Source organism: Tardiphaga robiniae (assembly GCF_001618955.1).
In the GTDB taxonomy this organism is placed as follows: domain Bacteria; phylum Pseudomonadota; class Alphaproteobacteria; order Rhizobiales; family Xanthobacteraceae; genus Tardiphaga; species Tardiphaga robiniae_A.
The window spans coordinates 74884-90178 of the sequence record NZ_LVYV01000023.1; the positions used below are offsets into that span (position 1 = coordinate 74884).

Below are 15295 nucleotides of genomic sequence, written 5' to 3' on the forward strand. Positions count from 1 at the left end.
GCGTCGGCGCTCTGATGGCACCGTTCGGTAGCGTGATACTAGCGAGTATGAGAGGCTGCGCTATCTGCAAATGTCGAAATCCGTCTCAGTTATTTTCCCGATAAAGTCGGGACAAATTCCCGATCGCGCGTAACAGGCGCATTTGGCAGCGGCTCCGTCACGGGAATGATGGCCTCGACAGTCACACCGTCCACATCAGATCTGACCGTGAGCGTCCCGCCCAGGGCCCAGACCCGCTCTCTCATGCCGACCAGACCAAAGCCGCCATTGCGATCAGGATCGAGGCCGCGGCCATTGTCACGCACGCGGACCAGTACATTGTCATATTCAGGCTTCGTCGCCGTTCCCATCACCGGTTCGATCACCACGCTCACGGCAGAGGCTTGCGCGTGGCGGAACACATTGGTGAGTGCCTCCTGAACGACACGATAGGCGGTGAGCTCGGCGACCTCACCAAGGGGAGCAAGCGTCGGCGATATCAGGCTCTCGATCATGACCTCGGGATGGGATTCGCGCCAGAGACGCAGCAAGACCGCAACGGCACCGGACAAGCCGAGATCCGTCAGCCCGACCGGTCGCAATCGCTCAAGAATGCGGCGATTGAACTGCTGCAGGACATCGACCTGCGCCAGAATGGCAGTGCCATGCTTCGACAAGGCACCTGTGCCCGACGGATCGTGATCGGCGAGACGCATCACCGCGCCTGCATGAGCGCGCAGGGCGAACAGATACGGCCCGAACTCATCATGCAGTTCGCGTGCGATATCCTTGCGCTCGATATCCTGCAGCGAGACGGCCCGTTGGGCCAGACGCCGCCGGTCCTCGAGCACATCGCCCAATGTCGCAGCGAGATGATTGAGCCGAATGCAGAGGGCGGCGAGTTCCGGTGCTCCCGTCGGGGCGACGCGTGCCTGATAGTTCCCCGCTTCGATATCGACCATGGCCTGCGACAATGCATCGAGCGGCGCCAGCGCCCGCCTGACGACCAGGCTCGTGACGACGAACAGCACCATTGCAACGATCAGACTGAGTGTCAGCTGGGTGACGATGCCATCCCATATCTCCCGCATCTCGTCATCGGGATGCGAGGTGATCAGCAGCGTCAGCTGTTTCCCGCCAATCGTCACCGACACCGACTCCGATATCCTCTCGGGATGGATCAATGACACGAACCACGATGGTGGAGAACCTGCACCTTCGCCTCGATCCTGACCGTCACTCTTCGGGGACGGCATGTTCCCATCGCTTTGCCTGACAATACTGACATGTCGCAATCGATTCAGATCGGCGACAATTTTATCAAGCCGCGCATTCGGATCCTGCGCTTCGCTCAGGCCGGTTCCGATACTTTCGATGACTTCGCGTGTCAGCCGGATAACGCTCTGGTCTTCGGCCTGGACGCGCGGGCCAGCTTCCAGCGCGAGCCGCGCGACATTGGCGACCAGGCCAAGAGCGAGCACGAGCGCTACCAGGAGATTGATCCGCGCGCGCAGCGAAAGATTCTGCCACATGACCATGCTTTCACTCGCATCTCGCCTGCATGCCGCGACTATGAACTTGACAGCGAAATTCGACGGCGATCATATCGGATCGAGGCGACCTTCGATTGTCAATCATGTCACTCCAAAGGCGCGGGGCTGATGCAGCGCAGCAATCGAGGAGCAGGTCGAGACCTGCTGACAGAGTTTCTTGCCGACAGAGTTTACGGGGTTAACCCATGCGTGTTCTGATCGTCGATGATCACCCCATCGTCACATCGGGCTGCCGCGCTGTGTTCGCGGACGATCCGGAGATCGAACTGCTGGAAGCGTCCGATGCAGCCAGTGGGGAGCAGGTTTTCCTGACCGGAGATCCCGATATCTGCATCATCGACATCAATCTGCCGACGGTTTCCGGATACGAACTGGCGCGGCGCATCCTGCTGCGCGACGACACGATGCGCATCATCATGTTCAGCATGAATGACGACCCGATCTTCGCGGCCCGTGCGATCGAGAGTGGCGCCAAGGGCTATGTCTCCAAGACCGGCGACCCACACGATCTCCTGGAGGCAGTCTATGAGGTTGCGCGCGGCGGCGTGTATCTCCCACCGGCAATGGCGCGAAGCCTCGCTTTTGCCGGTCCTGCGCTGACGCAAAGCCCGCTGTCGAAGCTGAATTCGCGCGAGATGGAGATCCTGCGACTGCTCGGTGCCGGCAAGAGCCTCGCCGAGATTGCATGGATGGTTCACGCCTCCTACAAGACGGTCGCCAATACATCGTCACTCATGCGGCAAAAGCTCGGCGTCCGCAGCTCGGTCGAACTGGTGCGCTTCGCCATCGAGCGTGGCATCGCCTGACCGGGCGTCCCTGACCAGACATCACCCGTTTCGGCGATGTCGCATCGCTGCCGCACCCAACCTGTAAAGTCATGACCATGCAGACAGTTTCGCTCAACCGATCATATGGCGGCACACAGGGTGTCTACAAACACGCCAGTCGCGCGACCGGAACTGACATGACGTTCTCGGTCTATGTGCCGCCGCATCAGGACGGCGTCAGGCTGCCCGTGGTCTGGTATCTCTCGGGCCTCACCTGCACCCACGCCAATGTCACCGAAAAAGGCGACTTTCGCGCCGCATGTGCCGAATTGGGGCTGATCTTCATTGCGCCGGACACCAGCCCGCGCGGCGCCGATGTTCCCGGTGACGCCAACAATGCCTATGACTTCGGGCTGGGCGCCGGCTTTTATGTCGATGCCACCCAGGAGCCGTATGCGCGCAACTATCGCATGTGGAGTTATGTGACCGAGGAGCTGCCGCAGCTCGTGGCCGATCAATTCCCGATCGATAGCAATCGTCAGTCGATTCTCGGCCATTCCATGGGCGGGCATGGCGCGCTGACCATTGCGCTGCGTCATCCCGATCGCTACCGCGCGGCCAGCGCTTTCGCTCCGATCGTGGCGCCGTCGCAGGTGCCGTGGGGGATCAAGGCGCTGCGCGGCTATCTCGGCGACGACAAAGCGGCGTGGCGAAAGCACGATGCGGTTGCCCTGATCGAGGACGGCGCGCGATTCCCCGAATTACTGGTTGATCAGGGCGACGCCGACAATTTTCTGGCCGAACAATTGCGGCCTGAACTGCTGCAGAGCGCTTGTACAAAGGCCGGCATTCCGCTGACGCTACGCCACCAGCCCGGCTACGATCACAGCTACTATTTCATCTCGACCTTCATGGCCGATCATCTGCGCTGGCACGCGGCGCGGCTCAAAGGGTGAGTTGCGGCTCGCACTACTGCGGCTGCGGGGCACCGTAATTCGGTGCGAGCAGGCGGTTGCGCACCAGATAGCTCGTCGCGCGCGACCAGCTTTCATCGGTATTGCCGCGCAGGTCAGCGCTCATTGTGGCGACCAGCCGCCCGGTGTGAACATTTCGCAGGGTGATGTTCATATTGAGGATCAGGTTCGAGACCTTCTGTACGAGCCCCGTAATGACGAGGTCGGCACCGATCTGCTGCGCGAGCTGTACGTCACAGCCGCCGCATGCCTGCAAGTTCCGGCCTTGCGCCGCAACATTGAGGGATGACATGTCCAGCAGCTCGAAACGGCCGGACTGCTTCATCTCCTCGCGAAGCTGGTCGGCAGCATGGAGCAGTCTTGCCTGCTCGTCGCTGCGGCGTCCCTTCACCTCGCCTTCGAGGCTCGTATCCACCCATTCGAAATTGAACACCGCCACTTTGGGCGCTGCGGCCTGAGCCGTCGCTGTCATCATCAGTAACAGCACGGTGATCGATAGGGCTCTCATCGCGGACCTCGCATCATTAAAATGCAACGCGTCGGCAGAATCCGAGGTTGCAAGCTACGATAATTGGTTCATGTTTCAAGCACGAGACCCTTCACCGGCGCCAAGCCGGGAAGGAGTAGCCGGAGGGAACATGATACGGTGGTTGATCGGCGCGATCAGTCTCTGCGCCGTGACGTCGTCTGCGCTGGCGGCCGAACCGCTGATGATTAGCATCGGTTATCTCGGTCAGGCCGGCATCAAGGCAACTCTTTCGCTGGTCGAATTACCGTCCGAGAACGATGGCATCGCCGGCGCGCGGCTCGCCATCGAGGACAACAACACCACGGGCAGGTTCCTGAAGCAGCAGTTCGGGCTGGAAGAGGTCCGTGTGAAGGGGGGCGACGATGTCGCCGGAGCCGCGCGCAATCTCGCTGGCCGCAATACCTTCATCATTGCCGACCTGCCACCCGATGCATTGCTGCAGGCGGCCGACGCGGTGCGTGATCGCGGCGGCATCCTGTTCAATGTGGGGGCCGCGGACGATCGGCTGCGCGAAGCCGACTGCCGTGCCAATGTGATCCATATTGCGCCGACGCGATCGATGCTGGCGGATGCACTGGCGCAGTATCTGGTGTGGAAGCAGTGGAAACGCTGGCTGCTCGTGGTCGGCTCGCATGACGACGATCGGCTTGAAGCCGACGCCTATCGCCGGGCCGCCGCCCGGTTCGGCGCAAAGATCGTGCAGGAACGTGTCTTCGAGGATACTGGCGGCGCACGGCGTACCGATAGCGGCGTCACACTGATCCAGCGCCAGATCCCGGTCTTCACACAACAGGCTCCGGCCTATGATGTCATGATCGCCGCCGACGAGAGCGAGGTCTTCGCCTCCTATTTGCCGTATCGCACCTGGGATCCGCGGCCGGTCGCGGGATCGGCGGGTCTGGTGCCGACCAGTTGGCATGCTGCACAGGATCAATGGGGCGCCGTGCAGATCCAGAACCGCTTCACCAAACTGAATGCGCGCCGCATGACAGCCCGCGACATGCAGGCCTGGCTCGCGACCCGCATGATCGGCGAAGCCGCGTCCCGCACGAATTCGGGCGATGGCAAAGCCATTCTGGCGTTTCTGAAGTCGCCCGATTTCTCCATCGCGGGCTTCAAGGGTCAGCGGCTCACGATCCGCGACTGGAACCTGCAGCTACGCCAGCCGATCCTGCTGGTCGACGGGCGCATGGTGGTTTCGGTCTCGCCGCAGGACGGCTTCCTGCATCAGGTCTCGGAGCTCGACACGCTCGGTATAGATCGTCCGGAAAGCAAATGCAGGCTGCAATGATGATGAACAGATCGAAGATGCTGTGTCGTGTCTGGCTGTGTGGAGCGGCGACGTGGCTTGTAACAGCAGCGCCTGCATCGGCCTTTCTCGCTTATGTGTCGAACGAGAAGAGCAACACGGTTTCGGTGATCGACACTGATAGCTGGACCGTCACCGCGACCATCAAGGTCGGTCAGCGTCCGCGCGGTATCGAACTGACGCGCGATGGCAAATCGGTACTTGTCGCGGTCGGCGACGACGACACCATTCAGATCATCGACGTTGCCAGTCAGAAGGTGGTCGACTCGCTGCCATCCGGTCCCGACCCCGAGCTTTTCACCCAGGATGCCGCCGGCAAGATTCTCTATGTCGCCAATGAGAACGACAACACGGTGACCGTGATCGATCTCGAAAAACGCGTGCGCATTGGCGACGTGCAGGTCGGTGTCGAGCCCGAAGGCATGGCGATCAGCCCCGATGGTAAGATCCTGATCAACACGTCCGAAACTACCAATATGGCGCATTTCATCGACACCGCGACGCGCGAGATCGTGGCCAATGTCCTGGTCGACGCGCGCCCGCGCTTCGCCGAATTCAAGCGCGACGGTTCGGAACTGTGGGTGTCGTCCGAGATCGGCGGCACCGTGTCCGTAATCGATCCCGCCAAGCGGGTCGTGACCGACAAGATCGAGTTCAATATTCCCGGTCTGCGGCGCGAAGCCATTCAGCCGGTCGGCATCGGCATGACCCGGGATGCCAAAACCGCCTTCATCGCGCTCGGCCCCGCCAACCGGATCGCGATCGTCGATGCGGCGACCCATAAAGTGATCAAGTATCTTCTGGTGGGCCAGCGGGTCTGGCACATGGCGTTTACTCCCGACGAGAAATATCTGCTGGTCACCAACGGCGTCTCCAACGATGTCTCGGTCATCGACGTCGCGGCGCAGAAAGTCATCAAGACCATTCAGGTCGGCGAATTGCCCTGGGGCGTCGCGATGGCACGGCCATGACCACAATCGACACATCGCGCCCTGAACAGCTCGCGCACGACGCGCCGGAGCCAATTGACGCGCCGGCGATCACACCCGCTCTGTCGGTCGCAGGCATCAGCCATTGCTATGGTCGTCGGCAGGCGCTCTCGGACGTCTCCTTCAATGTCGCGCCGGCGAGTTTCACGGCTCTGCTCGGCCTCAATGGCGCGGGCAAGAGTACGCTGATTGCGCTGATCACCCGGCTGTTCGGCATTCAAACCGGACGGATCAGCGTATTCGGCCACGACATCAGCGATGCGCCGAGCGATGCCTTGCGGCTGCTTGGCGTGGTGTTTCAGCCACGTACGCTCGATCTCGATCTGTCTGTCATGCAGAACCTGCTCTATCATGCCGCGCTGCAGGGCATCGCGCGGCGCGAGGCCCGGCTGCGCGGCGAAGAGGTGATTGCACGCATCGGTCTTGCCGACCGGGTGAACAGCCGGGTGCGCGATCTCTCCGGCGGACAGATGCGACGTCTCGAGATCGCCCGCGCACTGCTGCACCGGCCGCGGCTGCTGTTGCTGGATGAAGCGACCGTTGGCCTCGATGTGCAGGCGCGCGCCGATATTCTTGCGCATGTTCGAATGCTGGTCGCGGAACAAGGCATCGGCGTGCTGTGGGCAACACATCTGTTTGACGAGATCACCGCCAGCGACGATCTCGTCGTGTTGCATCACGGCCATGTGCTTGCACGCGGTTCCGTGACGCAGATTCTGAAAGAAACCGGCGCGCCCAATTTCGACATGGCTTTCCGGGGCATGACCGAGGCGGCCGACCGGCGCGGGAGGTCATCGTGAGTACGACATTCCTCACGGATGAACATCGCAAGCTGGGTTTCGGCAACTATGTCACCTGCCTCAACGGCATCCTGTGGCGGGAGGCGTTGCGCTTCCTGCATCAGCGCGAACGTTTCGTTTCGGCGCTGGTGCGTCCGCTGGTCTGGCTGTTTATTTTCGCCGCCGGCTTTCGGCAGGTGCTGGGTATCTCGATCATCCCGCCTTACGAGACCTATATTCTCTATGAGGTCTATATCGCGCCCGGTCTGATCGCGATGATCCAACTGTTCAATGGCATGCAGTCCTCGTTGTCGATGGTCTATGACCGCGAGATGGGGAATATGCGGACGCTTCTGGTCAGCCCGCTGCCGCGCTGGTTCCTGTTGATATGCAAATTGCTGGCCGGGACCGTCGTCTCCCTGCTGCAGGTCTATGCGTTTCTCCTGATCGCGTGGTTCTGGGACATCGCTCCGCCGCTCATTGGCTATCTCACTGTTCTGCCGGCACTGATCCTGTCCGGATTGATGCTGGGATCGCTGGGCATGCTGATCTCGTCGCGCATCAAGCAACTGGAGAATTTTGCGGGGGTCATGAACTTCGTGATCTTCCCGATGTTCTTTGCGTCGTCCGCGCTCTATCCTTTGTGGCGCGTGCAGGAGGGCAGCCCGATGCTCTATTATCTCTGCCTGTTCAATCCCTTCACCCATGCGGTCGAACTGATCCGCTTCGCGCTCTATGACAAGGTCAATTGGGTCTCCCTTGCCGTTGTCGCAGGCTGTACCGCCGTCTTCACGATCGGTGCAATCATTGCTTACGATCCCGGCCGCGGCTTCGCCCGCCGGGCACCAGCCGGGGGTGAGACATGAACGGATCGATCGGCATCATCACAGCACTCTTGTTGATCTGGTCGGGCACTGCGCAGGCCGCCGATCCGCGTTATCCCGACTGGCCGTGCATTCAGGCCAAGGTGCCGGAAATCTCCCTGGCTGCCGTCTGGGCCGGACCGTCGATCGACGATGTCTCCAGCGCCTGGAAGGACGACGCCCAGGTCAGCGCGCTTGTAGAACGTCTGGCGACACGGCGCGTACCTGTTGAGGAAGCACAGAAGGCGATCACGGACTTTCTCTCGCAATCGCCGGACAAGGCCAGGGCAGGAAAACTGATCTTCGCCGGGCTGTTCGACAGCTTGAACGCGCAGCGCGCGACGGTGCTGGCCGGTCTCGAACGCGTCACGCGCAAGCAGCGCGAAGCGGCCGATCGGGTCCGCGCCGACACGGCCATGCTGCAGACACTGCAGAACGCGTCGCCACCCGATCAGGCGAAGATCGACGAACTCAATAACAAGCTGCTATGGGAAGCCCGCATCTTCGACGACCGGCGCCGCGTCGTCACCTTCGTCTGCGAGGTGCCGACGCTGATCGACCAGCGTCTGTTCGCGCTCAGCCGCACCATCCAGCAGGAGATGGAATAATATCGCGTGCAGGGCGTGTGCTCATATGTCCAGCAAGCTTCAAAAGCCTGCGGCGACGATGGCGTGCAGCAGCTTCGCGTTGCTATAGCCAATATCTTCGCGCGTTAATCCCATGCGCAAGATCACCAATTTGCGCGAGGGAATGATCGCGATCACCTGACGGAGGTGACCCTGCAACATAAACGTGTCGGCGGGGAGATCGAATCCTTGGCCCCGGGCCAACCAAAGCTGTCCACGACCATAGACGGGGCCTTGGCCCTCATCGGACGCTGGCACAGGTGAGCGCATATAGTCGACAAAGCCCGCCGGCAAAAGCTGTTGGCCGTTCCATTTCCCGCCCAATCGCAAAAACTCGCCGAAGCGCGCCCAATCGTGCGCGTTGGCGTAGAGGAAGCCTTCGCCGAGAAACGTGCCGGCCTCATCGGCTTCGATAACGGCGCTATTCATGCCCAAAGGGTTGAACAGCCGCTCGCGCGGATAAGACAGAGCCCCCTCGCCAATCGCGTTCTGCCACAGTCGCGTCAGCAGGACGGACTCGCCGGACGAATAGTGGAATTTGGTTCCCGGTGAGGCGACGAGCCTTCGATCCCTCGCGAAAGCCGCCGCATCCCGCACGAGATACTCCATGCGCCCCGGGTCGGTGACAATTCCTCGGTCTTCGTTCCATTCCAATCCGCCGGACATGGCCATCAGATCAGCGACCGAGATCTCCGCACGCAAGTCCCCTGCCCATTGCAGAAACAACTTCTTCTGATCGAGCGAAAGTGTGCCGTCCTTGATGGCCATGCCAACCAGAGCGGCCGTGACGCTCTTGGTCATCGACCAACCCAGCAAGGGCGTCGACGCGGTGAAGCCCTGGCCATAGGTTTCGGCGACGATGCGCCCGTCGTGAACGACAACGATGGCGCGCATGCCCGGTCCCTGCAGAACCGGATCGTTCAGCGCCGCCTGCAAACGTGCATTGTCGGATAATTGCGCCTTCTCGCCGGCCGGCCAAAGCGCGTTGGCCTCTGTCGTAGGTGAGGGTTGCAGCGCGGCAGGATGGTCCCAAGATTCGCCATTCGAGACGTTGGTGCAGCCCCGTCCCTCGACATATTGGGCGTGACGTTTGGCGAAAAGACCGAAAAGACTGGAGTCGACGCTGTGGTCGATGGCGCTGACGTCGATTTTCATGAGGCGGAAGATCGGATGTCCGAGGGCCAGCAGGTCGGTGCGCAAGATCGCATCCGCTTCGCGTTTGGCCATGAATACGTTCGAGCAGATGGTCTTCGCCGCAGCAGCGGAGGCGAGCTGTAGTTCGTCTTGATGGGCGATGACGATCCAACCGCCGAGCCCCAGTATCGCCAAGGCCAAAACACCGACGACGAAACCGAAAAGCCTGAGCGCCCAATGCATGATTGCCTATCTCAGCCAAGGGGATTCTTTTTACCATGGCGCGGAAGATGGTTCTGAGCACGGCCTAATTCGCCGGCGGCCGCGGTTCAGGTTGCGCATCCGCCAGCGGTAGATCCTCCAGCTCCCAACCATCGCTGCCTTCCGGATACCAAACGATGTTGCTGTAGCCGTAGGACAGCGCACGCTTTGCGGCATTCCAGGACATCCAGCAATTAGCCTGACAATAAATCACCAGAAGCGCAGCACGGTTGCCGGCCGATGCGCGCGCGAGACCCTCCTGCAGATAGGCCTCGGTCTCGGCGGCCAGCCTACCGTAGCCGGTGTCGGGCAGCCACAGGCTGCCTGGAATGTTGTGCCGCGGCTTGTCGCGCCAGACTGTTTCCGGCGGCAGATTGGCCGGCTTCGGCGGACGCGGCATGACATCAATGAAAGTGCCACGTTTGTCGCGCCAGATCGCCTCCGCGTCTTTCGTCGTGATGACGCGTCCGCCTTTCAGCGTTGCCGGCACCGGCGCGCGATAGTTGTCGGTGCGATAGTCATCGGACTCGGGGACGATATCCTGGGCCCGGGCCGTCGTGACCATCACTAATGCCATCGTGAGAAGGATGGCGTAACGCATGGTCACGGCGACTTGGCTGCCGCCTCCGGCCCGATCGGACGATTGTTCTCATCGAGAATGGGAACGCCGAAATCGAGCAGGACCTTGTTGATGGCCGGCTGGTTTTCCTGAATCAGCCGGTTGAGCTGCCGCTTCCAATTCTGATCCGCGGAGCGCACGCCCATGCCGATGCGATAGACGAGGCGGGGGCCCGTGGTTTCCTTGACCAGCGGCGTGACATGAAGCGGAGGATTAGCGTTCTTGGCGTAGAAGCCCGCCATGGGCCCCCACAGAATCGCAGCGTCGATATCGCCGGATGTGAGGTCCTTGATCATGGCCAGTGCCGATGAATCAATGCGGGTATCGATCACCAACGGATAGGGCTTCGCATTCACCATCAGGCCGTTGACCGCCATATTGGTGGCCGGCGGCGTCCCTGCCACGATGCCGATATGCTTGCTCTTCAACCTGGCGTCATCCAGCGTCGTGACGTCATCGAGACCGGCGCCGGTCTTCGACACCAGGGCATAGGCCGTCCGGTAATACGGATTGGTGCCCTGGACGAGGTCGTCGCCCTGCGGGAAGCCCATGATGACATCGCAACGATGCGCGCCGAGAGTCATGCGAACGAAGCCCGTCGCCTGCGGGAAATAGACGTAATCGAGCTTCTTCTGCAGTTTGGCTGCGAACAGCTCGGCGAGCTTGTTCTCCAACCCCTCGCCCTTCTCATTCGAGAACGGCATGTTACGCGGATCGGCGCAAACACGCAGCGACTGCGGATCGACCAGCTCGATCGAGAGATCGTCGGTCGCAGCAGTCTGGCCAAGCGCGGTGCATATGCCCTCAAGCAACAGCGCACTCGCAAAGAGCGACGTGAGTAGCGCGCGACGTGTTCCGGATCGTTCCGCTCGGTGCTGCATGCGCTACCTGCCGTTCACATTTGATGGGTGACACGACAAAAACCTAGGCCTCTCGTTTTAAGCGTGCAAGATGCAATGGGGCGCTTCCGATGTTGCGCCGCACTTTCCGGGTGATTGCAGAATCGCTGCTTGCCCCGGAGTGATATGGAGATGCAAATGACATCTCGCTTTGCGATGCATGTAGCGCTCATCATGCTGGCAATGCTCGCATCTGCTCGCGCGCAACAACAGACTTTGGCGATCAGTGAAATCGCGCCGGGCGTCTTCATGCATCAGGGGCGCATCGCCTTGATGTCGTCGGACAATGACGGCGCCATCGCCAATATCGGCTTCGTGATCGGCGATCGGGCGGTTGCCGTGATCGACACCGGGGGCAGCGTGCGGGAAGGGCGACAATTGCTGGCTTCCATTCGCGCGCATACAGACAAGCCCATTCGTTACGTCATCAACACCCATGGTCACCCCGATCATATGTTCGGCAACGCCGCCTTCGTCGCTGACGGAACCGAGTTCGTCGGCCATATGAGGCTGCCGCAGGCATTGGCCGTACGCGGGCAGTATTATCTCGACGCATTCAGGCGCAGCATGGGCGACGCACTGATCGATGACGTCCGTATCGTACCGCCAACCCGGCTCGTCGATGGAGAACTCGTCCTCGATCTTGGCGGGCGCACACTTGTCGTGAAGGCGTGGCCTACCGCCCATAGCGATAGTGATGTCACGGTATTCGACGCGGTGACGAAGACGTTGTTCGCTGGAGATCTGGTCTTTCTCCGCCATATTCCGGTGCTCGATGGCAGCATCCAGGCGTGGCTCAAGCTGCTGGACGATCTCGCAGCGCTGCCGGCCGAACGCGTCGTTCCCGGCCATGGTCCAGTGAGCATTTGGCCGCAAGCCCTCGCCGCTGAACGCCGGTATCTCGAAACACTCGCGTCCGGTATCCGGAAGGACGTCATCGATGGCAAACCGATCGCGGTAGCCACGAAACACGCGGCAGAAGCCGAACGCGGCAAATGGGAGCTTTTTGACGACTATAACGTCCGCAACGCAACTGCAGCATACTCACAATTTGAATGGGAATGACCGCCGGTTGGGTTAGTATCAAGCGCGTCGCTTCTTCCCTTGCGAGGGCCGTGCCATGCCGGAATTTGCAATCCGCAGCGTCTGTGCCGCCATCCTGCTGAGCGCCGTACTCAGTCCGCATTCTGTGTCCGCGGCCGGTCCGGAGCCTTACGATCCATGGCCGGGGCTGGTGCAGGATATTTTCGACAGCCGACCGATGGAAGACGGCAGCAACCTGATCGCACTCGAGATGCCGACGCGCGCGGAGGATGCTGCCATCGTGCCGGTGACGTTGCGCCTCAAGCCGACATTTGACGCGCGCCCGCGGGTGGTGACGATCACGCTGGTGATCGACCAGAACCCGGCGCCCATGGCCGCGAAATTCAAGCTCGGGGCCGACGCAAACGTCTCGGAGATTTCCACCCGTGTTCGAATCAACAATTACACCAACGTCCATGCCGTCGCGGAGACCAGTGACGGCAAACTCCATGTGGTGCAAACCTATGTGAAGGCATCCGGTGGCTGCTCTGCGCCTGCGGCGAAGAATGCCGAAGAGGCCAAGGGCCGGTTGGGCCAGATGCGCTATAGGGAGTTTGCTGGAGCGCAAAACGAGGAAAAAAGCGGTACGCGCGAGGCGCAGGTCATGATCGGCCACCCCAATAATTCCGGCCTGCAGATGGATCAGGTCTCGCAACTCTATATTCCGGCCCTCTATGTCGATCGGCTTCAGCTATGGCAGGACAACAGCCCGGTCCTGTCGGTGGAGGGCGGCATCTCGATCTCCGAAGACCCGAATATTCGATTCACTTACGTCTCAAATGGCGCAAAGACGTTCCGCGCCGAGGCCAAGGACACCGATGGGCATCAATTCAGGCATGAGTGGAAGGTCGACGGTTCCGGCATGTAATGCAGCGCATCGTGCAACTGGCAGACTAACCGCTAGAAGCAGCGCACTTCAGCCTCGGCCTGGGCGCGCCTGACGTCATTGATGGCGCTGGTGGCCTGTTCCGAGGTTCGGAACTGGGCGCTCAGATTGCCGCGCACCTGCGACATGCTCAGCGCCGTTTCCGCCGTGATGTAGCGGGTATAGGGCACCAGCGACGCCACGACATCGATCGAGCATGAGCATTGTTCGATCGATTGTCGGGTCTCGCCATTCGCTTTCATGCAGCCAAACACATATTCGGCGCGGGCGGAGGTTGGATAGTCGTTGACCTCCGCCGCCCTTGCCGACCCCGACAAAACGGTAACGGCCGCAAACGCGACGAGATATCCTGTCATTCGATCGGGTCCCACGAGAGCCTCGCAAAGCTGGCGAAGACGACTGGCAAACTATACTAAGAAAACGAAACGGCTCAATAAGCCGAACAGATATGGAGAGGACATGTCACGCGCATCTCTATCGATGGCTGTCATACTGCTGCTCATCGCAGGCCATACTCATGCCCAGGGCAAAGCCGGCAAGGGCATCCGGCTCTGGAACCTGACGACATCGACCATGACCGGGTTCCAGCTATCCCCGGCTGGAAAGCAGCAATGGAGCGCCAATCTGACATTGGCGGACAAGGATAAGGAAGTCGATCACGACGAGCGGCTGCGCATCACGGGGATAGAGCCCGGCAGTTACGACGCCAAGGTCAGCTATTCCGAGGCGCGCCAGTGCGTGGTCAGGAATATCGAGATCAAGGCCGATGCGGTATTCTCGATTGCGGACAAGGACCTGCAGGACTGCAACAAGTAACGATCATGCCTTGTCATGGCTATGCGGATATTCGCAGCGCCACTTCACCGCGGTCCATTTCGGGTGTTCGCCGATCCACTGGGCGATGTAGGGCGGCGCTGCCATGGCGCATTGATGCAGCGAGAAGTCTGCCGTGAACGACAGGTTCCGCTCTTCGCAGGTGTTCGGCGACATTACCGCGCAGACTGTCAGGACCAGATTGATCATATTCATGTCGGCATCCCAGATCGTTCACCGGACGATAACATCTGAAATACGCGCCCGTCAGCGCGAAGTTTCGGCGATTTCCAGGCTAAAAATTGATCCCGTAAACCAGACGGGCCTGGTGACGTTCGAAATTGACCAGATCCAGCGTCGATCCCGGCACCTCGGAGCGGCCCCACACTTGCGTGCTCCAGCTTGCAGTCAGCCGTGATCGGTCCGAAAGCTGGACATAGGCGGTTGGCCCGACGAACAGCGCCTGACCGGCCAGTTCGCCAAGGCCGATCCCTTCATATCGGCGCATATAGCGCGCTTCGCCGCCGAGAAGGATGCCGGGGCGCACCTGCATCATGACGCCGAGCGCCGCTCCGATGCTCGCCTCGCGTTCCCGCGTTCCGGTATCGACATAGCGCGTCCATTCCGGCTGATAGATCAGATTGAGTGCCGCAACAGCGACGTCAGGGACGATTTCTCGATCGAAGGCCAGCGTCAGCCCTGTGCCGTAGCTCCTGATCCGCGCTGCGCTCGTTTCGTCGATCCCGTTGAACTGCGTCTCGATCGCGAGCGTCATGCCGACGGGGGTCGTCTCGCGATCAAGAAATCTGTAGCGAAAATCCAGCGATGCCCCCTGCCAGGCGAGCGTGCGCTGATCGGCGAGCCCGGGAACACCAACGATCCGATGGGCTGCGAAACTGCTCCCGATCTCGATGCGAATGTCCTTGGCGGGAACGAACTCCAGTTCGAATTCCTGCTCGCCCGCGCGATAGCGACCGCTGGATTTCCCGAACCGCCCGGTCGTCTCGTTCTGGAATTCCCGCTCGCCCACCCGGCCGATGTCGCTGCCGATCATGAATCCGAAAATATGCTCGGTATCGATGTCACCGGCCTGTGCGCGCGGCACGGCCAGCATGCAGAATGCAAGAACCGCCGCGTAGACTATCCTGACGCCGCGCTGCACCTGCATCCAATCCTGTCATCGAAGAGAGACGTATATAGAGATAATGCACCGCGCGAGCCTAGCCGAAATT

Annotated in this window: 18 protein-coding genes; 10 read left to right on the top strand and 8 right to left on the bottom strand. The window is 60.8% G+C overall.

Features of this window, described 5'->3' with window-relative positions:
• Positions 1-89 precede the first annotated feature (89 nt).
• Positions 90-1511 (bottom strand): histidine kinase, encoded by a 1422-nt coding sequence (locus tag A4A58_RS17925; protein ID WP_081421970.1) that lies wholly within the window; start codon positions 1509-1511, stop codon positions 90-92.
• Between the two features lie 206 nt (positions 1512-1717).
• On the opposite strand from A4A58_RS17925, the gene A4A58_RS17930 reads away from it, so the two are divergent.
• Positions 1718-2338, top strand: coding sequence for a response regulator transcription factor (locus A4A58_RS17930; protein WP_068734560.1), 621 nt, complete (start codon positions 1718-1720; stop codon positions 2336-2338).
• A 71-nt stretch (positions 2339-2409) separates the two neighbouring features.
• Positions 2410-3255 (top strand): S-formylglutathione hydrolase, encoded by an 846-nt coding sequence (gene fghA / locus A4A58_RS17935; protein WP_068734564.1) that lies wholly within the window; start codon positions 2410-2412, stop codon positions 3253-3255.
• A gap of 13 nt (positions 3256-3268) precedes the next feature.
• Here fghA and A4A58_RS17940 read toward each other — a convergent pair whose 3' ends face one another.
• Positions 3269-3781 (bottom strand): DUF3280 domain-containing protein, encoded by a 513-nt coding sequence (locus A4A58_RS17940; RefSeq protein ID WP_433993635.1) that lies wholly within the window; start codon positions 3779-3781, stop codon positions 3269-3271.
• Between the two features lie 130 nt (positions 3782-3911).
• On the opposite strand from A4A58_RS17940, the gene A4A58_RS17945 reads away from it, so the two are divergent.
• From A4A58_RS17945 to A4A58_RS17965, 5 genes are read left to right on the top strand one after another with little or no spacing between them, the layout of a single operon-like run.
• Positions 3912-5093 (top strand): ABC transporter substrate-binding protein, encoded by a 1182-nt coding sequence (locus A4A58_RS17945; RefSeq protein ID WP_068734566.1) that lies wholly within the window; start codon positions 3912-3914, stop codon positions 5091-5093.
• The gene (locus A4A58_RS17950; protein WP_349509578.1) at positions 5093-6082 is read left to right on the top strand and encodes a YVTN family beta-propeller repeat protein; all 990 of its coding nucleotides are present in this window, start codon (positions 5093-5095) and stop codon (positions 6080-6082) included. Before A4A58_RS17945 ends, A4A58_RS17950 begins: the two co-directional genes overlap by 1 nt.
• Positions 6079-6900: an ABC transporter ATP-binding protein gene (locus A4A58_RS17955; RefSeq protein ID WP_081421934.1), complete on the top strand. Its 822-nt coding sequence runs from the start codon at positions 6079-6081 to the stop codon at positions 6898-6900. Before A4A58_RS17950 ends, A4A58_RS17955 begins: the two co-directional genes overlap by 4 nt.
• Positions 6897-7745, top strand: a complete 849-nt coding sequence (locus A4A58_RS17960) for an ABC transporter permease (protein WP_068734568.1) — start codon at positions 6897-6899, stop codon at positions 7743-7745. Before A4A58_RS17955 ends, A4A58_RS17960 begins: the two co-directional genes overlap by 4 nt.
• Positions 7742-8350, top strand: a complete 609-nt coding sequence (locus A4A58_RS17965; RefSeq protein ID WP_068734570.1) for a hypothetical protein — start codon at positions 7742-7744, stop codon at positions 8348-8350. Before A4A58_RS17960 ends, A4A58_RS17965 begins: the two co-directional genes overlap by 4 nt.
• Before the next feature lie 39 nt (positions 8351-8389).
• Here the strand turns inward: A4A58_RS17965 and A4A58_RS17970 are convergent, their stop codons facing one another.
• The 3 genes from A4A58_RS17970 to A4A58_RS17980 form a co-directional block, all read right to left on the bottom strand.
• On the bottom strand, positions 8390-9745 hold the full coding sequence (locus A4A58_RS17970) for a serine hydrolase domain-containing protein (RefSeq protein WP_068734572.1): 1356 nt from the start codon (positions 9743-9745) through the stop codon (positions 8390-8392).
• A 64-nt stretch (positions 9746-9809) separates the two neighbouring features.
• Positions 9810-10364, bottom strand: coding sequence for a PQQ-dependent catabolism-associated CXXCW motif protein (locus A4A58_RS17975; protein ID WP_068734574.1), 555 nt, complete (start codon positions 10362-10364; stop codon positions 9810-9812).
• 2 nt (positions 10365-10366) lie between these two features.
• On the bottom strand, positions 10367-11263 hold the full coding sequence (locus A4A58_RS17980; protein ID WP_081421935.1) for a substrate-binding domain-containing protein: 897 nt from the start codon (positions 11261-11263) through the stop codon (positions 10367-10369).
• Positions 11264-11419: 156 nt separating this feature from the next.
• Between A4A58_RS17980 and A4A58_RS17985 the strand changes: the two genes are divergently transcribed.
• Positions 11420-12346: a quinoprotein relay system zinc metallohydrolase 2 gene (locus A4A58_RS17985; protein WP_068735327.1), complete on the top strand. Its 927-nt coding sequence runs from the start codon at positions 11420-11422 to the stop codon at positions 12344-12346.
• Between the two features lie 55 nt (positions 12347-12401).
• The gene (locus A4A58_RS17990; protein WP_081421936.1) at positions 12402-13232 is read left to right on the top strand and encodes a quinoprotein dehydrogenase-associated SoxYZ-like carrier; all 831 of its coding nucleotides are present in this window, start codon (positions 12402-12404) and stop codon (positions 13230-13232) included.
• Between the two features lie 32 nt (positions 13233-13264).
• Here the strand turns inward: A4A58_RS17990 and A4A58_RS17995 are convergent, their stop codons facing one another.
• On the bottom strand, positions 13265-13606 hold the full coding sequence (locus tag A4A58_RS17995) for a hypothetical protein (RefSeq protein ID WP_068734576.1): 342 nt from the start codon (positions 13604-13606) through the stop codon (positions 13265-13267).
• Between the two features lie 103 nt (positions 13607-13709).
• On the opposite strand from A4A58_RS17995, the gene A4A58_RS18000 reads away from it, so the two are divergent.
• On the top strand, positions 13710-14066 hold the full coding sequence (locus tag A4A58_RS18000; RefSeq protein WP_068734578.1) for a hypothetical protein: 357 nt from the start codon (positions 13710-13712) through the stop codon (positions 14064-14066).
• A gap of 3 nt (positions 14067-14069) precedes the next feature.
• Here the strand turns inward: A4A58_RS18000 and A4A58_RS18005 are convergent, their stop codons facing one another.
• Positions 14070-14279 carry a hypothetical protein gene (locus A4A58_RS18005; protein WP_068734580.1) on the bottom strand — a complete coding sequence of 70 codons (210 nt, stop codon included), beginning with the start codon at positions 14277-14279 and terminating at the stop codon, positions 14070-14072.
• A gap of 79 nt (positions 14280-14358) precedes the next feature.
• Entirely contained in the window at positions 14359-15231 is an 873-nt protein-coding gene (locus A4A58_RS18010; RefSeq protein WP_068734585.1) for a hypothetical protein, read from the bottom strand.
• Positions 15232-15295: the final 64 nt, after the last annotated feature.